The organism is Pseudomonas sp. 14P_8.1_Bac3, assembly GCF_025466085.1.
Lineage (GTDB): Bacteria > Pseudomonadota > Gammaproteobacteria > Pseudomonadales > Pseudomonadaceae > Aquipseudomonas.
Genome location: NZ_JANLOD010000059.1, coordinates 39,562 through 57,749, shown reverse-complemented (window position 1 = coordinate 57,749; position 18,188 = coordinate 39,562). Strand labels below are relative to the sequence as shown.

The window sequence follows — 18,188 nt, the reverse complement described above, 5'->3', positions numbered from 1 at the left end:
AGTAGGCCGCGGATTATAGCGACGGTTTCTCGGCTGTGCTATCCGAAAAGTCTGAAACCCGTATACGAAGAAACGTCGCAGCGAATTCGTCAGCGGGAAGGGGCAGGCTGACGATGTAGCCCTGGATCTGTTCGCAGCCTTCGTCCGTGAGAAATTGCTGCTGTGCCGGGGTCTCGACACCCTCGGCAATCACGGTGAATTGCATGCTGCGCCCCAGCGCGATGATAGCGCGAACGATGGCGGCGTCATGGGGATCATCCGGCAGGCCGCGGACGAACGACTGGTCGATCTTGAGGATGTCCAGCGGCAGGCGTTTCAGGTAGCTCAGGGACGAGTAACCGGTGCCGAAATCATCGATGGCCAGTTGCACGCCCAGGTGTTTGAGTTGATGCAGCACCGCCAGTGCTTCCTCGGCCTGACTCATGATGAAATTTTCGGTAATTTCCAGTTGCAACAATCCAGGCTGAAGGCCGTTCTCCTTGAGCAGTTGTTCGATCCGGCCGAGGAGGTTGGGTTGACGTAATTGCGCGCCCGCGAGGTTGACCGACAGGGGGCCGAGGCATTCATACGCCAGGTTCCATTCGGACATCTGCCGGCACGCGGTTTCGAGGACCCAGTCGCCGACTTGCAGAATCATGCCGTTTTCTTCGGCCAGCGGAATGAAGTGCTCCGGTGGTACGTCGCCGAAGGTTGGGTGACGCCAGCGGATGAGGGCTTCAGCACCGACCAGGCGATTGTCTTCCAGGCTGATTTTCGGCTGGTAGTGCAGCAACAGCTCATTGCGCTCAATGGCGCGGCGCAGTTCGTGTTCCAGGGCGACGCGTTCGCTGGCCTGGGCGGTCAGGTCGCGGGTGTAGCTTTCCACGCGGTTGCGGCCTTTGGCCTTGGAGCGGTACATCGCCGCGTCGGCATTCTTGACCAGGGTGGCGACGTCACAGCCGTCCTTGGGATACAGGCTGGTGCCGATGCTGGCGCTGATGAAGAACTCGTGCTCACCGGCCTGGAACGGCGCGCAGAAGCAGTTGAGCAGCTTGGTGGCAATGTGGTCGGCGTCGCTGGGCTGTTGCAGGCCGGGCAGCAGGATGATGAATTCGTCGCCGCCCAGGCGCGCCACGGTGTCGATGTCGCGCAACTGCTCCTTGAGGCGCACGGCGATGCCCTTGAGCAGCAGGTCGCCCACCGGGTGGCCAAGGCTGTCGTTGATGTGTTTGAAGCGGTCCAGGTCGAGGAACAACACCGCGCCTTGACCACCGTTTTCTCGCTGGTTGTCGAGTGCGGTCAGCAGTCGGTTTTCGAACAAAGTGCGGTTGGGCAGGCCGGTCAGTGGGTCGTGGTGGGCCTGGTAATCGAGTTTGGCCTGCGCGTGTTTGAGGCTGGAGATATCGGCGAACACTGCAACAAAGTGGGTGATGAACTTGTCACGGTTGCGCACGGCGCTGATGGTCAGCCAACTCGGGTACAGCTCGCCATTCTTGCGCCGGTTGGAAATCTCGCCCTGCCAGTGTCCTTCGGCGGTGAGTTGGTGCCACATGGCCGCGTAGAACGCGCTGTCGTGCAGACCCGAGGCGAGCAGGCGCGGGGTATGGCCGAGTGCTTCACTTTCGCTGTAACCGGTGATTTCAGTGAAGGCACGATTGACCGCGCTGATGTGCTGCTGGGTGTCGGTGATCAACACGCCTTCGGCGGTGCTCTCGAACACGGTTGCCGCCTGTTGCAGTTTTTCCTGCATCAGGTGCCGCTCGGTGATGTCCCGGGCGATGGTCAGCATGCAGTCTTCATCGCCGATCGGCAGGGGTCGGCTCGACACTTCGCAGAGGCGGATCTGCCCGTCGCTACGGCGGATATGGCAACTGAAGTCGCGGACAAAACCGTCGCGGTGCAACAGGTCGAGCATCTGTTTGCGTTCGTTGAGATTGACCCAGATGCCTAGCTCCAGCGCGGAGCGGTCTACCGACATCGCGCTGTTGAAGCCGGTGATGCGGCTGAAACCTTCGTTGACCTCCAGCAGCAAGCCATCGCTTTGCCGCGACAGCAGCAAGCCGTCGGGCGAGGCATGGAAGGCTTTGGCGAATTTTTCTTCGGAGGTTTGCAGCTGTTGTTGGGTTTCCTTGAGCTGACTGATATCCCGCACGACCACCACCAGCGCCGGAGTGGTGTCGAGGTCGAACGGTTCGGCAGAGATCAGGCCGGTAAACACCTGGCCATTGTTGCGGCGAAAGGGCATCTCCAGGTTACGAATGCTGCCCGCCTGCAAGCGCTGCAGCAGGCCCGGCCCGACGCCGGGAATGCCCCAGATGTTCAGATCAGTGGCCGTTTGACCAATGACCTCATCAGCGCTGAGACCAATCTGTTCTTCGAACGCTTCGTTGACCTCCAGCAGACAGCCGTCGGAGAGCCGGGCGATGACCAGGATGTCCGGGCACTGCTGGAACACCGAGGCGAACTTCTGTTCCGACAGGCGCAGAGCCTCTTCGGTGCGTTTGGCTTCGGTAATGTCGATCATCAGCCCGCGCATCACCGGTTCATGCCCGTGCACGATAAGGCTGACGATGTCACGCACCCAAATGCAGCGACCGTCGGCGGTGATGACGCGGTAATCGAGGCTGTGATCACGCCCGGCCAGTACTTCGTGATCGCAGAAGGTCTGAGCGCGGGTCAGGTCGGCAGGGTGAATAATGTTGCGCCAAAAGCCGGGGATCAGCCAATGAGCCAGTGGATAACCGAGCAACTCTTCGGCGTGGGGCGACACGTAGCTGTAGGTGAAATCGGTGATCCGCGCTTCCCAGGCAATGGCTGACAGGCTCTCCACCAAGCCGCGGTAATGGTATTCGCTGCTGCGCAGCTCCTGTTCGAGGTCGACGCGGCGGGCGATTTCCGAACTCAGGCGGCGGTTGATCCGGATGACCACCGCCAGCACGGTGATCAGCAGCAGGAGGCCTGGCAGACCGTACACCAACAGGTCGGACCAGAATGTTCGATGATCGAGAACGGTGCCAATCCAATGCTCCTGGATGGCGCTGATTTCTTCCGGGGTCATGTCCGCCAGGACTTTGTCCAGGATGCCGACCAGGATCTTGTTGTCCTTGGGGGCGCCCATGGCCAGTTGGTAGCGATAGGGCGTTTCGCCGCTGACATAGAGCCCGTCGAGCTTGAGCTGGCGCAGGCTCCAGACGCTGGAGGCGAGGTCGCCCACCACCGCGTCGACTTCATCGGTCGCCAGTGCCTGCAACGCTGAGCTGACGTTGGGCATGCCCACAAGGTTCAGGTCGGGGTGGTGGGTGCGCAACAGTTCATGGGGTGCATAGTTCTCCACCACGGCGATTTTCAGGCCGTACAGGTCTTCGAGCTTGCGCGGCTGAGCGCCGCCGACATGGGCAAGGATGACAATCGGAAAATCCAGGTAGGGACGCGTGAATGACAGGTATGACTGGCGCTCCGGGGTCGACATGATGCCGGGCAACAGGTCGAGTTTGGCCTGTCTGGCTTGCTCCAGGACGGCGGTCCAGCTTGCGGGCTCGATTGGCGTGAGCTTGATGGCCAGCCGCTGGCGAATCAGGTCGATGTAGTCCGCCGCAAGGCCTTGGTAGAGGCCCTGTTCATCACGGAACTCAAAGGGTGGCCATGACGCATCGACACCCAGGCGCAGATTCGGGTGGGCGGTCAGCCAGCTACGTTCTTCGTCGGTCAGAGTCAGCGCGCCAGCCGTTGCGGTCCAGGTGATCAGCGACAGCAAAAAAAGCACGGTCGGCAGTCTGGGCATAACGGTCTCGTTATGGCTCGGGGGAATGTTTCGAGTGTAGACGGGCAATCCGGCGGGGGGGAGGTACGGGGAATTTTATCTGCATAAAGCAAAACCCCCGGCATGGGCCGGGGGTTCTGTGATCACTCGTCGAGGAAGGAGCGCAGATGCTCGCTTCTCGTCGGGTGGCGCAGCTTGCGCAACGCCTTGGCTTCGATCTGACGAATCCGTTCACGGGTCACGTCGAACTGCTTACCAACCTCTTCGAGGGTGTGGTCGGTATTCATGTCGATACCGAAGCGCATGCGCAGTACTTTGGCTTCACGGGCAGTGAGGCCGGACAGCACTTCGCGAGTTGCTTCTTTAAGGCTCTCAACGGTGGCCACATCGATTGGCGACTGCATGGTCGAGTCTTCGATGAAGTCACCCAGATGGGAGTCTTCGTCATCACCGATCGGGGTTTCCATGGAGATCGGCTCTTTAGCGATCTTCAATACCTTGCGGATCTTGTCCTCAGGCATTTCCATGCGTTCGCCCAACTCTTCCGGGGTCGGTTCGCGACCCATTTCCTGCAACATCTGCCGGGAAATACGGTTGAGCTTGTTGATCGTCTCGATCATGTGCACCGGAATACGGATGGTGCGGGCCTGGTCGGCGATCGAGCGAGTGATCGCCTGACGGATCCACCAGGTGGCATAAGTCGAGAATTTGTAGCCGCGGCGGTATTCGAACTTGTCTACCGCTTTCATCAGACCGATGTTGCCTTCCTGGATCAGATCGAGGAATTGCAGGCCACGGTTGGTGTACTTCTTGGCGATGGAGATCACCAGACGCAAGTTCGCTTCAACCATTTCTTTCTTCGCGCGGCGGGCCTTGGCCTCACCGATCGACATGCGACGGTTGATGTCCTTGATCTCGGCGATCGTCAAACCGGTTTCGGTTTCCAGCGCGACCAGCTTCTGCTGGCAACGAATGATGTCCGGCTGCAGGCGACCAATGGCTTCAGCGTATTTGCTTTTGCCTTTGGCCAGCGCGTCGGTCCAGCTTTCGTCGACTTCATTGCCCGGGAACTGGCGCAGGAAATCGGCACGCGGCATGCGGGCATCACGCACGCACAATTGCATGATCGCGCGCTCTTGCTGACGCAGACGATCCAGGGCACTGCGGACACGCTCGACCAGGCCTTCGAATTGCTTCGGCACCAGTTTGATCGGCATGAACAGCTCAGCCAGGGCCAACAGCTCGGCGACGGCCAGCTTGTTGCCACGACCATGCTTTTTCAGGGCCTTGCGGGTGATTTCCATCTGGTCGGAAACAGCGCCAAAACGCTGCGCCGCGATGACCGGATCCGGACCGCTTTCGGCTTCTTCTTCGTCATCCGTCGCTTCGGCGTCATCGTCGTCCGTGTCGTCGTCCGCTTTCACGGCTTTCGGGTCGACAGGCGGTGGCACTTCTGCAGCAGGCGGCGCAATGCCGTCGTCCGGGTCGATGTAACCGCTCAGAACGTCGGACAGGCGGCCACCTTCGGTGGTGACGCGAGTGTACTCGGAGAGAATATGGTCAACCGTGCCAGGGAAGTGCGCGATCGCGCCCATCACTTCGCGGATGCCCTCTTCAATACGTTTGGCGATTTCGATTTCGCCTTCACGTGTGAGGAGCTCTACCGTACCCATTTCACGCATGTACATGCGCACCGGGTCGGTGGTGCGACCAATGTCGGTCTCGACCGCTGCCAACGCTGCTGCTGCCTCTTCGGCCGCGGCTTCGTCGGTATCGGCGTCGGCCAGCATAAGGGAATCCTTATCTGGCGCAACCTCGAATACGTTGATCCCCATGTCGTTAATCATGCGGATGATGTCTTCCACCTGTTCCGGATCTGAAATATCCTCCGGCAGGTGGTCGTTGACCTCCGCGTAAGTCAGGTAGCCCTGCTCACGACCAAGTGTGATCAACTCTTTGATACGAGACTGCTGTTGCGCTTTTCCGGACATAACACCCTATCCACTGAAGGTCTTGGCGGGCAAAAAACAAGCCGAGGATTATACCTGAGCTATGACCTCACGCGCCAGTTGAGGTCGGGTTTGGTACAGCCTTATTGCGATTTAGTAGGTCGCGCATCTGATTTGCGATCTGATTTGCTTCCTCTGCGGTCAATCCAGGCTGCCTTGCTTTCCTGATGAGTGCTTCCAGGCTATCCGTCTGCTGACCGGCTGATAGCCTAGTAATGGTGTCTAAAAACTGTTGTTCAAGGTTGTCGCCGTCAATCAGCCATTCCTTTTCCGCCAGTGCCTTGAGCAATCGTCCCTGCTCGGTGCCGTGCCAGCGGGCCATCAACTGGATTGAGTTTAGCTTAGGATTTTTTTGCACGGCCTCGACCAGGGCCACGAGCAGTTGCGCGTAGGTATTGCTCTCGTTGGCGAAGTGATCGGCGGTTTCCACCTTGCCGGCCAGTTCCGGGTGATGGATGAGTGTGCGCAGTGCGATCAGCGTCGGCGCCTCTACGGCAATCGGGGTACGGGGAGCGCTGGGTTGATCCCGATCACCGCCACGCTTGCCGTTCTTGTCCCAGGGTTTCTTGTCCCATTTCTTGCCGCTGGCGCCGGGTTTCTTCGGCGTCCATTCCTGCTGCGGCACGTACATCTCCTGTGCCTGCGGCTGATGGTAGTCGCTGTAGTCCGGCATGGCGTCGTAATCGATGCCCGGATCGTAGGCGGGTGGGGCGTTCTGGGGTGTGCTTTGCACCAACTGGCTCACGGCTTCGCCACTCAAACCGGTAATTTCCGTCAGGCGCTGGCGCATCAGGATACGCAGGTTCGCGCCTGGGACCTTGTCGATCAGTGGCGCGGCGAGGGTGGCCATGTGAGCCTTCCCTTCGAGCGAGCGTGGGTCCGATTCCTCGGTCAGTTGCTGAAAAAAGTAGTCCGCCAGCGGTTGGGCGTGCTGATTGATGCGCGCGCGGAAGGCGTCGGTGCCTTCGGAGCGGACCAGCGTATCCGGGTCTTCGCCCTCGGGTAGAAACAGGAAGCGCGCCCGCCGCCCGTCCTGCAGGCAGGGCAGGGTAGCTTCCAGCGCCCGCCACGCGGCGTTGCGACCTGCCTGGTCGCCGTCGAAGCAGAACAGCACGTTGGGTACGACCCGAAACAGTCGTTTCAGATGTTCTTCGCTGGTGGCGGTGCCCAATGTCGCGACGGCATTGCGCAGGCCCTGCTGGGCGAGGGCGATGACGTCCATGTAGCCTTCGACGACGATGATTTCATCGAGGTTGCGGTTGTTCTTGCGTGCTTCATACAGGCCGTAGAGTTCCTGGCCCTTATGGAATACCGGGGTTTCCGGCGAGTTCAGGTATTTCGGCTTGTCGTCGCCCAGCACACGACCGCCGAACGCGATGATGCGCCCACGGCTGTCGCGGATCGGGAACATCACACGATCGCGAAAGCGGTCATAGCGTTTGCCGGTTTCGGCGTTTTCGATCAGCAGGCCGGCATCGACCATGGCTTTCTGTTGCAGGGTGTCGCTGCTCAAGTGCTTGAACAGATTGTCCCAGCCCGGTGGGGCGAACCCGAGGCCAAAGTCCCGGGCGATTTCGCCGGTCAAACCGCGGCCCTTCAAGTAGTCCACGGCGGCCTTGCGCGATGGATGGCTTTTCAGTGCCTGCCGATAAAAGTCGGCGGCGGCAGTGAGGAGCGGGTACAGCGGCGAATCGGTAGGCTGGCGCGGTTTGTGCGGCCGCCCGCTTTCTTCGCGGGGGATTTCCATGCCGGCGGCTTTGGCCAGTTCTTCGACAGCCTGGATGAAGTCCAGGTTGTCGTGGTCCATCATGAAGCCGAGGGCGTTACCGCCAGCACCGCAACCGAAGCAGTAATAGAACTGCTTGTCGGGGCTGACGCTGAAGGAGGGAGTTTTCTCTTTGTGAAACGGGCAGCAGGCGGTGTAGTTCTTGCCGGCTTTTTTCAGTTGCAGGCGCGAGCTGACCACGTCGACGATGTCGGTGCGGTTCAGAAGGTCGTCAATGAAGCTCTGGGGAATTAGCCCGGCCATGGCGTTCTCGTCATCTGCGCTGAAATGGACCCGAAGCGAAGTGCGGCCGATCGCGGGTCGATGTTTGAGGCGCGCAAAATGTGCGGCTCGACCAGTGTCGTCTGCGTAATCGCTGTCGGGAAGTGTATCTGCCGAAAATCCACTGACGTTAATACCAATCAGTAATCGACTATTTGAAAGTGTTTCGCTGAATCCGCTGCGGCCGGTCGATGGCCTCGGATAGCTCATAAGCGGGCACGCAAGAAGGTGCCTTGGGCTGATCGTCGTGAGAGGAATCAGTAGGTGTGCTCGTCAGTAGCCTTGGAAGGCTCGTCAGAAAAGACGTGCACCGCTGGCAAAAAGCCAGGTCTGACGCTGTAAAGCAGGTGTGTCTCGGTCGCGTGTGCGGCGTTGACGGTGAAGCATCAAGCGTTGTCCGCAAATGCCATTAGCCCGGCTGAGGGCCGGGCTTGGCAGAAGCTTGCTACGATCGTCTGTGTATTAGTACAGGCGAACGGCGCGGCGCTGTTCGCGCTGAACTTTCTTGGCGTGACGCTTAACAGCGGCTGCTGCTTTGCGCTTACGCTCAGAAGTTGGCTTCTCGTAAAATTCGCGGCTACGAACTTCAGCCAGTACACCGGCTTTTTCGCAGGAGCGCTTGAAACGACGCAGAGCTACGTCGAAGGGTTCGTTCTCTTTTACTTTGACGGCTGGCATCCAGAGCTACCTTCATTCATTACCGGGGTCAACATCCTCGCGGCAAAAGAGCACTTGAAGACGTCGGTTTTTAAGGGTTGCGGATGTTAACCCCTCATCGCTCGGAATGCAAAGCCTCTGATCGAAAACCGCTAGTCGGGGCATCGCATGGCGACTATTATGCGCGCCTTCGAATTCAGCCTAAACAAGGCGCAAACCCATGCTAGTACTGGGATTAGAAACCTCCTGCGACGAAACCGGTGTCGCTCTGTACGACAGTGAGCGCGGCCTGCTGGCCGACGCGCTGTTCAGCCAAATCGATCTGCACCGTGCCTATGGTGGCGTGGTGCCGGAGCTGGCTTCGCGCGATCACGTCAAACGCATGCTGCCCTTGATTCGTCAGGTGTTGGCCGAGGCCGGCTGCGTGCCGACCGAGATCGACGCGATCGCCTATACCGCGGGCCCCGGCCTGGTCGGCGCGCTGCTGGTCGGTGCCTCGTGCGCCCAGGCGCTGGCCTTTGCGTGGGGCATTCCAGCGCTTGGCGTGCATCACATGGAAGGCCACTTGCTGGCGCCGATGCTGGAGCCGAAACCGCCGCAATTTCCGTTCGTCGCTTTGTTGGTGTCGGGCGGCCATACGCAGCTGGTGCAGGTCGACGGAATCGGTCAATACACGCTGTTGGGCGAAACCCTCGACGATGCGGCCGGTGAAGCTTTCGACAAGACGGCCAAGATGATGGGCCTGAATTATCCGGGCGGTCCGGAGATCGCTCGTCTGGCGGAGCAGGGCGTCGCAGGACGTTTCACCTTCCCGCGTCCGATGTGCGACCGTCCCGGCCTGGCGTTCAGCTTCAGCGGCCTGAAAACCTTCGCCCTGAATACCTGGCAGCAAAGCGTCAGCGCCGGGGACGACAGTGAGCAAGCCCGTTGCGACATCGCGCTGGCGTTCCAGCAGGCCGTGGTGGAGACTTTGACCATCAAGTGCAAGCGCGCCCTGAAACAGGCGGGGATGAAGCGCCTGGTGATTGCCGGCGGCGTCAGCGCGAACAAGGCGTTACGTTCTTCGTTGGAGAAAATGCTCGGCGACCTGAAGGGCGATGTGTTCTACGCGCGTCCCGAGTTCTGCACCGACAACGGCGCGATGATTGCGTTTGCCGGTTGCCAGCGTTTGCAGGCCGGTCAGCACGAGAGCCTGGCGATCAGCGTGCAAGCACGCTGGCCGATGGAGCAACTTTCCGGGCTGTGATGAGCGGGCTCGCGTGCGGCATTCAAAAATGCCGTTCGCGCCCGGCAAACAGGTCGCGTAGATTGCCGCGATGACGCCAGACGATCAGCCCCGTGAGCGCGCTCATGGGCAACAAGGCCGCCGGTTCTTGCCAGGCCAGCAGCGGCAGGGTCAACGGCGTGGCGATCAAAGCGGCGAGTGAGCTGGTGCGGGTCAGGTAGAACGTCAGTAGCCACGCGCACACCGCCAGCAGGGCTGCAGGCGGGTAAAGGCCCAGCAACATCCCGGCAGCGGTGGCGACACCCTTGCCGCCGCGAAAGCGAAAATACAGAGGGAACAGGTGACCGATCACGGCGCAAACGCCGATCCAGGCCTGTTCTTGCAGCGAAAGGCCAGCACCGCCTGCGATCAGCACAGGCAGTAGTCCTTTGCAAAGGTCGCCGAGCAAGGTCAGGACCGCCAGTTTCTTGCCGGCCAGGCGCAACATGTTGGTGGCGCCGGCATTGCCCGAGCCACTCATTCGCGGATCGGGATTGCCCGTCAGGCGGCTGAGCAAAATGGCGAAGGACAGAGAGCCAAGCAGGTAGGCGAAGGTCGCCAGTAACCAAAACATGCTAACTATTCCGGGCGAGGACGCCCTGATTCTAACGGCGCATTGCGCCCTTGTCGTGCAGCGGAGAAGAGTGCTTGGACAGAGTGTTTATCGAGGGCCTGGAAGTCGACACCGTAATCGGTGCCTACGACTGGGAGCGAGGCATCCGACAGTGCCTGCGTCTTGATCTGAGCTTCGCCTGGGATAATCGCCCGGCCGCTGCCGGCGATGACCTGACCCTGGCGCTCGATTACGCGAGCGTTTCTTCGCGTATCCAGGCTTTTGCCGAGCAAGCGCAATTCCAGCTGGTCGAGACCTTTGCCGAGCGTCTGGTTGCGGTGCTTATGAGCGAATTCGGCATCACCTGGATGCGCCTCAAGCTGACCAAGCCAGGCGCCGTCCCGGCGGCCACCGGTGGTGTGGGCGTGGAGATCGAGCGCGGATGTCGCTGACTCAGGTGTATCTCGGGCTCGGTAGCAATATCGAGCGCGAAACCCATTTGCGGGCCGGCCTCGAAGCTCTGGCGGGTTTTCTGGTGGACATCCGTTGCTCGGCGGTGTTCGAAAGCCAACCGGTAGGGATCAAGAGTGGTCCGTTTTTCAATTTCGTGGTCTCGGCTTATACCGATTTGCCACTGATGGAACTGGACCGCCGGCTCAAGTTCATCGAGGCGGATAACGGTCGCTATGCGCCGGACCGCAGGGGTTTGCCGCTGGACATCGACGTGCTGTTGTTTGGTGATCTGGTGGGCAACTTCGACGGTTTGATCCTGCCGCGGGCCGAGATTCTCAAAAATGCCTTCGTCTTGTGGCCGCTGTCGCTGATTGCGCCGGATCGCGTGCATCCCGGTGTCGGCAAAAGCTTTGCGACGTTGTGGAAAGAGTCGCAGATCGATCAGGTATTGGCGCCGGTCGCGTTTGAATGGCGTGGGGAGCCGTTAACCCCTTCGTGTTTGCTGTAATTGCGTTGGCGCCTTCGCGGGTAAGCGTCGCTCTGTAGAGCGAGGCTTACCCGCGAAGTTTTCAGGCGGACGCCGCCCCTTTGTAGGCTTTCAACGCCTTGAGCCGCTCACGCTTGATCGCCTCTCCCAACGCCGGCCCTTTGAATCCCTTCTCCAGCAACGGCTGAACCGCTACGCTCCGCGCCGCATTGGCCGCCCCGCGCAAATAGTCCGCCTGTGGGTAACTTCTCTGCTCCAGCCCTTTACGGCCTCGCGCGTCCATTTCGCATGCCGCAATAAACTCCTCGAACCGCTGCGGTCGACGGTAAACGTCAAAACTTTGCAGTAGTTCCAGCAGCGTCGACGGTTTCAACTCCAGTGCCCGATGGCCGTGGGTGTGATACTGGCCCACCAGCAATGCCAATTCCTGGCAATCCTTCGGTGCCTTGAAGCGCTCGTTGACTGCTTTGATCAGCTTTAAGCCCCTGTGCTCATGAGCAATGTGCCGCGGCCATTCCTCTTCCGGCGTCAGTCCTTTACCCAAATCATGCAGCAAGCAGGCCCAGCGCACGGTCAGCGGTTGCTGGTGCCGCGCGGCCTGTTCTAGCACGCTCAACGTGTGTACGCCCGTGTCGATTTCCGGGTGGTGAGCTTCCGGTTGCGGAATGCCGAACAGCGCGTCGACTTCCGGCATCAACACCTTGAGCGCATCGCAATCGCGCAGCACCTGGATGAACACCTGTGGTTGATCTTCCATCAATGCGCGGGAAATTTCCTTCCAGCTGCGTTCAGCGGTCAGCGCCTCGAGCTCCCCTGACTCAGTGAGTTCGCGCATCAGTTCCAGTGTTTCAGGTGCGACGGTGAAACCCAACTCTGCATAACGTGCGGCGAAGCGGGCAACGCGCAGTACACGGAGCGGATCTTCGGCGAACGCGGGGGAAACGTGGCGAAGCAGGCGAGCGTCGAGATCACGTTGGCCGTGATAGGGATCGGTCAGATTCTGCTGATCATCTTCGGCCATGGCGTTGATCGTCAGATCGCGGCGGATCAAGTCCTCTTCAAGGGTCACTTCGGGGCTGGCGTGAAAGGTGAAACCACCATAACCGCGCCCGCTTTTGCGCTCGGTCCGGGCGAGGGCATATTCCTCACCGCTTTTGGGGTGAAGAAACACCGGGAAATCCGCGCCCACCGGGCGAAAGCCCTTGGCGAGCATTTCTTCCGTGGTGGCGCCGACCACGACCCAGTCGATATCCGTGACAGGTTTGCCCAGCAGGCGATCACGAACCGCCCCACCGACTTTATAAATCCGCATAAAAAACCTCCGTTAGCTCGACAGAATAACCGTTACGTCGAACTTCCGGAGGCAGAAACAGGCTCAAAGATGAATGACGGCCAGGTCCAAACGGCCATAATCGCCTTCGCTGTGTTCACTTCTGGGTGGGACATGGTGGGTTTTCATCACCTGGTCGCCTTGCAGGGTTTCCAGGTGAATGTCGAAGCCCCAGAGGCGGTGCAGGTGTTTGAGGACTTCCTCGGTGGACTCGCCCAGCGGTTTGCGGTCGTGCTGCTGATGACGAAGGGTGAGGGAGCGATCGCCGCGGCGGTCGATGCTGTAGATCTGCACGTTGGGCTCGCGATTGCCCAGGTTGTACTGCGCTGCCAGGGTTTCGCGGATGGTGCGGTAGCCGTCTTCGTCGTGAATGGCCGGGACCAGCAAGTCGTCCTTCTGGTCGTCATCGAGAATGCTGAACAGTTTCAGGTCGCGGATGACCTGCGGGGAGAGGTATTGCAGGATGAAACTCTCATCCTTGAAGCTGCTCATGGCGAACTTGATGGTCGACAGCCAGTCGGTGCCGGCAATTTCCGGGAACCAGCGGTAATCCTCTTCGGTCGGCGATTCACACATGCGCCGGATGTCGCGGTACATGGCAAAGCCCAGGGTGTAGGGGTTGATGCCGTTGTAGTAGGGGCTGTCGAAGCCCGGTTGATAAACCACGCTGGTGTGTGACGTCAGGAACTCCATCATGAAGCCGTCGGTGACCAGGCCCTCGTCGTAGAGGTCGTTCATCAGGGTGTAGTGCCAGAACGTGGCCCAGCCTTCGTTCATTACCTGGGTCTGGCGTTGTGGATAGAAATATTGAGCGATCTTGCGCACGATACGCACGATTTCCCGCTGCCAGGGTTCCAGCAGCGGCGCGTGTTTTTCGATGAAGTACAGGATGTTTTCCTGAGGTTCGGCGGGGAATCGCGCGTTGTCCTTGTCACTGTATTTGTCCGCGCCTTTGGGAATGGTGCGCCACAGATCGTTGATCTGTTTCTGCATGTGCTCTTCACGATCCTTTTGCCGACGACGTTCTTCCTCGGCGGAAATCGGGTAAGGGCGTTTGTAACGGTCGACCCCGTAGTTCATCAGCGCATGGCAGGAGTCCAGCAGGTCCTCGACCGCATCGATGCCGTGGCGCTCTTCGCACTGCATGATGTACTGCTTGGCAAACACCAGGTAATCGATGATCGAACTAGCGTCGGTCCAGGTGCGGAACAGGTAATTACCCTTGAAGAAGCTGTTGTGCCCGTAACAGGCGTGGGCCACGACCAGGGCCTGCATGCAGATGGTGTTTTCTTCCATCAGGTAAGCGATGCAGGGGTCCGAGTTGATCACGATCTCGTAGGCAAGCCCCATCTGGCCGCGAGAGTAGGATTTTTCGGTACTGAGGAAGTGTTTGCCATAGGACCAGTGGTGATAGCCCAGGGGCATGCCGACGGAGGCGTAAGCGTCCATCATCTGTTCCGCGGTGATCACTTCGATCTGGTTTGGGTAGGTATCGAGTGCGTAACGGGCCGCGATACGACTGATTTCGCGGTCGTAGGCCTGGATCAGCTCGAACGTCCATTCGGAGCCGGTGGAAATGGGTTGGCGCTTCTGCTCTTTGGCGGTCATGTCACTAACCTGCGCTGGAAGAGTTCACGGAAGACCGGATAGATATCCCCGGCCGAGACCAGTTGTTGCTGGGCAAAAGTGTCAGAAAAGGCTTCGGCAATGCGCTCGTATTCGAACCACAGCGCCTGGTGCTCGCGTGGAGTGATCTCGACGTAAGTGTAGTACTGCACAAACGGCATGATCTGATTGATCAAAATGTCGCGGCAGATTGGCGAGTCGTCGTTCCAGTTATCGCCGTCGGAGGCCTGGGCGGCGTAGATGTTCCACTCGTTGCTTGGATAGCGCTCGGCCATGATCTCCTGCATCAGTTTCAATGCGCTGGAAACGATAGTGCCGCCTGTTTCGCGGGAGTAGAAAAACTCTTCCTCGTCCACTTCGCGGGCGCTGGTGTGGTGGCGGATGAACACCACATCGATCTTGTCGTAGTTACGCTTGAGGAACAGGTACAGCAGGATGAAAAAGCGTTTGGCGATGTCCTTGGTCGCCTGCGTCATCGAGCCAGAGACGTCCATCAGGCAAAACATCACGGCCTTGGAGCTGGGGTTGGGTTGCTTGATCAGCAGGTTGTACTTGAGGTCGAACGTGTCAAGAAACGGGACGCGATGGATGCGCGCGCTGAGTTTTTCGATTTCCGCTTCGATTTCCTGAATATCGCCAAAGTTGTCGGGTTCATCGCGCTTTAGTCGCAGCAATTCTTCCTTGGCTTCGCGCAATTTTGCCCGACTGCTGCCGGACAGGGCGATGCGGCGGGCGTGGGCCGAGCGCAAGGTGCGGATAATGTTGATCCGTGACGGGTTGCCCTCGTTACTGATCCCGGCGCGGACGGTCTTGAAAGTGTCGGTGCCGGTCAGGTTGCGCTTGACCAGGTTCGGCAGCTCAAGATCCTCGAACATGAACTCGAGGAACTCTTCCTGGGTGATCTGGAAGACGAATTCGTCCATGCCTTCGCCGGAGTTGCCGGCCTTGCCTGGCCCTCTGCCACCACCACCGCCAGGCGGACGGGCAATGTGCTCGCCGCTGGTGAATTCCTTGTTGCCTGGGTGCACGACGGTCTGTTTGCCGCCACGACCATGGTGAAGCACCGGCTCGTCGATGTCGCGGCCGGGAATACTGATCTGTTCGCCGTGCTCCATATCGGTAATGGAACGCCGGCTGACCGCCTCTTCGACAGCCTTTTTGATGTGATCACGGTAACGCCGCAGAAATCGCTGGCGGTTCACCGTGCTCTTGTTCTTGCCATTGAGACGTCGGTCGATCACATAGCTCATGACTGCTCCTTAGAAGCTGTCCTGAAAGGGGCGAGCGGTGATGCAGCATCGGACCGGGAGCCAAGGGATACTCAACGCTCCCCCAAGCGCTTGTTGATGCTGCCTGAACTCGCTACCGACTTTCGAACACCTTCCAGAGGCCTGTGTAACAGAAAACGCTGACACAGGTCTCTGGCTGACGACAACCGGTCTGACCGGCAGCGGGTTATTGTGATTTTCTGACCCGCAGGTACCACTCGGACAGCAGTCGTACCTGTTTGTCGGTGTAGCCCCGCTCGACCATCCGTGTGACGAAGTCGTTGTGCTTCTGCTGGTCCTCTTTGCTGGCCTTGGCATTGAAGCTGATGACTGGCAGCAGGTCCTCGGTGTTCGAGAACATTTTCTTCTCGATGACCACCCGCAGTTTTTCGTAGCTGAGCCAGGTCGGATTCTTGCCGTTGTTGTTGGCGCGGGCGCGCAGCACGAAGTTGACGATCTCGTTGCGGAAATCCTTCGGATTGCTGATGCCGGCGGGTTTTTCGATTTTCTCCAGTTCTTCGTTCAACGCGACGCGGTTGAGGATTTCGCCGGTTTCCGGGTCACGGTATTCCTGGTCCTGGATCCAGAAATCGGCGTACAGCACGTAGCGATCGAAGATGTTCTGGCCGTACTCGCTGTAAGACTCGAGGTAGGCGGTCTGGATCTCCTTGCCGATGAACTCGATATAACGCGGTGCCAGATACTCCTTCAGGAAGCGCAGATAGCGTTCACGGGTTTCGGCCTGGAATTGCTCCTGCTCGATCTGCTGCTCCAGCACGTAAAGCAAGTGCACCGGGTTGGCAGCGATTTCATGCGGATCGAAGTTGAAGACTTTTGACAGGATCTTGAACGCGAAGCGGGTCGACAGACCGTTCATGCCCTCGTCGACACCGGCGTTGTCGCGGTATTCCTGGATCGACTTGGCCTTCGGATCGGTGTCCTTGAGGTTTTCCCCGTCGTACACGCGCATTTTCGAGTAGATGTTCGAGTTCTCCGGCTCCTTGAGGCGCGAGAGTACGGTGAACTGGGCAAGCATCTTCAAGGTGTCGGGTGCGCAATGCGCCTTGGCCAGCGAGCTGTTGAACAGCAGCTTGTCGTAGATTTTCACTTCGTCGCTGACGCGCAGGCAGTACGGGACTTTGACGATGTAAATCCGGTCGATGAAGGCTTCGTTGTTCTTGTTGTTACGGAAGGTGTGCCATTCAGATTCGTTGGAGTGAGCGAGCAGGATCCCGGTAAACGGAATCGCCCCCAGTCCCTCGGTGCTGTTGTAGTTGCCTTCCTGGGTCGCCGTCAGCAATGGGTGCAGCACCTTGATCGGCGCCTTGAACATTTCGACGAATTCCATCAGGCCCTGGTTGGCCCGGCACAGAGCGCCCGAGTAACTGTAGGCGTCTGCGTCGTTTTGCGGAAACTCCTCCAGTTTGCGGATATCGACCTTGCCCACCAGTGCCGAGATGTCCTGGTTGTTTTCATCTCCCGGCTCGGTTTTAGCCACGGCGATCTGGTTAAGGATCGACGGATACAGTTTCACCACGCGGAACTGGCTGATGTCACCGCCGAATTCGGCCAGGCGTTTGGTGGCCCATGGCGACATGATGGTATTGAGGTAGCGCCGCGGAATGCCGAAGTCTTCTTCGAGGATCGCGCCATCTTCGGTGGCGTTGAACAGACCCAAAGGCGATTCGAAAACCGGTGAACCCTTGATGGCGTAGAACGGCACCTTCTCGATCAGTTGTTTCAGCTTCTCGGCCAGGGACGATTTACCGCCCCCGACGGGGCCGAGCAGATAGAGGATCTGTTTCTTCTCTTCCAGGCCCTGAGCGGCATGGCGGAAATACGACACGATCTGGTCGATGCATTCTTCCATCCCGTGGAAGTCTTCAAAGGCCGGATAGCGGCGGATCACCTTGTTGGAAAAGATTCGCGAAAGCCTCGAATTGGTCGAGGTGTCGAGCAGCTCCGGTTCTCCGATGGCCAGCAAGAGACGCTCGGCGGCGGAAACGTAGGCACTGCGGTCCTTTTTGCACAGCTCCAGGTACTCTTGTAGCGAGAGTTCTTCCTGGCGTGTGGACTCGAAGCGTTGTTGGAAGTGGCTAAAGATACTCATGACGTCACCTCGCTCGATACGTGGAGCCGACGCCGGATCATTCAGTCGATGCTGGCAGCAACCGAACAGGCAGTCGCTGTTTACCCCCCAGAACTCTTTCGAAGCCGACGGCTTCGAAAGCTACTCCCGATGATCCGCGCGCCGGTGTACCGGCTCTCCCCTGTTTTGGATGGCCTGCGCTTAAGGATAGTTGCTTATTCGGGAGGTAAAGGCGAGATACGTAATTAGTTGTGGCCGACCGTTCGTCTGCCACCGCGCTAGCCCGCGGGAGCCGGGGCTTGCGCGTTGCAAAAAAATTATTCGGAGGTGCCTTGCGCGGTTTCCGAAGGATAAGTCGTACGCCACAACTCAAAACCGCCATCCATGCTGTACACGTCGGAGAAGCCCTGGCTGACCAGGTAGGCTGCTGCACCCTGACTGGAATTGCCGTGATAGCAGACCACCACCGTCGGTGCATCCAGGTCAGCGCCCTGGATGAACGCGTGCAGTGAATGGTTATCCAGATGCTTCGAGCCGCTGATGTGCAGGGCGGCGAAGGTTGCCGGGTCTCGGACATCGACCACCACGGCGCCGTGTTCGCGCAGGGTTTGCGCCTGTTCTGGGGGGATGCGTTTGAATTCGCTCATGGCGGGCTCCTTTGGCTCG

At 59.2% G+C, this 18,188-nt stretch carries 13 protein-coding genes; 3 read left to right on the top strand and 10 right to left on the bottom strand.

Going from position 1 to position 18,188, the window contains the following annotated elements; genetic code table 11:
* Window positions 1–13: 13 nt before the first annotated feature.
* From NTD84_RS18745 to rpsU, 4 genes are all read right to left on the bottom strand, one after another.
* Entirely contained in the window at window positions 14–3,760 is a 3,747-nt protein-coding gene (locus NTD84_RS18745) for a bifunctional diguanylate cyclase/phosphodiesterase (protein ID WP_262168387.1), read from the bottom strand.
* A gap of 122 nt (window positions 3,761–3,882) precedes the next feature.
* The gene (gene rpoD, locus NTD84_RS18740) at window positions 3,883–5,730 is read right to left on the bottom strand and encodes an RNA polymerase sigma factor RpoD (RefSeq protein ID WP_262168384.1); all 1,848 of its coding nucleotides are present in this window, start codon (window positions 5,728–5,730) and stop codon (window positions 3,883–3,885) included.
* A 67-nt stretch (window positions 5,731–5,797) separates the two neighbouring features.
* Window positions 5,798–7,777 (bottom strand): DNA primase, encoded by a 1,980-nt coding sequence (gene dnaG / locus NTD84_RS18735; protein WP_262168382.1) that lies wholly within the window; start codon window positions 7,775–7,777, stop codon window positions 5,798–5,800.
* A gap of 480 nt (window positions 7,778–8,257) precedes the next feature.
* Window positions 8,258–8,473 (bottom strand): 30S ribosomal protein S21, encoded by a 216-nt coding sequence (rpsU, locus tag NTD84_RS18730; protein ID WP_002551877.1) that lies wholly within the window; start codon window positions 8,471–8,473, stop codon window positions 8,258–8,260.
* A 199-nt stretch (window positions 8,474–8,672) separates the two neighbouring features.
* Between rpsU and tsaD the strand changes: the two genes are divergently transcribed.
* Window positions 8,673–9,698 carry a tRNA (adenosine(37)-N6)-threonylcarbamoyltransferase complex transferase subunit TsaD gene (gene tsaD / locus NTD84_RS18725; RefSeq protein WP_262168379.1) on the top strand — a complete coding sequence of 342 codons (1,026 nt, stop codon included), beginning with the start codon at window positions 8,673–8,675 and terminating at the stop codon, window positions 9,696–9,698.
* A 22-nt stretch (window positions 9,699–9,720) separates the two neighbouring features.
* Here tsaD and plsY read toward each other — a convergent pair whose 3' ends face one another.
* Window positions 9,721–10,290 (bottom strand): glycerol-3-phosphate 1-O-acyltransferase PlsY, encoded by a 570-nt coding sequence (plsY, locus tag NTD84_RS18720; protein ID WP_262168377.1) that lies wholly within the window; start codon window positions 10,288–10,290, stop codon window positions 9,721–9,723.
* A 74-nt stretch (window positions 10,291–10,364) separates the two neighbouring features.
* On the opposite strand from plsY, the gene folB reads away from it, so the two are divergent.
* Together folB and folK are read left to right on the top strand one after the other, a co-directional pair.
* A complete protein-coding gene (folB, locus tag NTD84_RS18715; RefSeq protein ID WP_262168374.1) occupies window positions 10,365–10,721 on the top strand; it encodes a dihydroneopterin aldolase in 357 nt (118 codons plus the stop codon).
* Complete coding sequence (gene folK, locus NTD84_RS18710) at window positions 10,712–11,230, top strand: 2-amino-4-hydroxy-6-hydroxymethyldihydropteridine diphosphokinase (RefSeq protein ID WP_262168372.1); 519 nt, start codon at window positions 10,712–10,714, stop codon at window positions 11,228–11,230. Before folB ends, folK begins: the two co-directional genes overlap by 10 nt.
* A gap of 61 nt (window positions 11,231–11,291) precedes the next feature.
* Here folK and NTD84_RS18705 read toward each other — a convergent pair whose 3' ends face one another.
* The 5 genes from NTD84_RS18705 to glpE form a co-directional block, all read right to left on the bottom strand.
* On the bottom strand, window positions 11,292–12,521 hold the full coding sequence (locus NTD84_RS18705; RefSeq protein WP_262168371.1) for a multifunctional CCA addition/repair protein: 1,230 nt from the start codon (window positions 12,519–12,521) through the stop codon (window positions 11,292–11,294).
* A 63-nt stretch (window positions 12,522–12,584) separates the two neighbouring features.
* Window positions 12,585–14,147: a SpoVR family protein gene (locus NTD84_RS18700; RefSeq protein WP_262168368.1), complete on the bottom strand. Its 1,563-nt coding sequence runs from the start codon at window positions 14,145–14,147 to the stop codon at window positions 12,585–12,587.
* On the bottom strand, window positions 14,144–15,415 hold the full coding sequence (locus tag NTD84_RS18695) for a YeaH/YhbH family protein (protein ID WP_010467159.1): 1,272 nt from the start codon (window positions 15,413–15,415) through the stop codon (window positions 14,144–14,146). Before NTD84_RS18695 ends, NTD84_RS18700 begins: the two co-directional genes overlap by 4 nt.
* A gap of 205 nt (window positions 15,416–15,620) precedes the next feature.
* On the bottom strand, window positions 15,621–17,543 hold the full coding sequence (locus NTD84_RS18690) for a PrkA family serine protein kinase (protein WP_008027052.1): 1,923 nt from the start codon (window positions 17,541–17,543) through the stop codon (window positions 15,621–15,623).
* A 296-nt stretch (window positions 17,544–17,839) separates the two neighbouring features.
* The gene (gene glpE / locus NTD84_RS18685) at window positions 17,840–18,169 is read right to left on the bottom strand and encodes a thiosulfate sulfurtransferase GlpE (protein WP_150703836.1); all 330 of its coding nucleotides are present in this window, start codon (window positions 18,167–18,169) and stop codon (window positions 17,840–17,842) included.
* Window positions 18,170–18,188 lie beyond the last annotated feature (19 nt).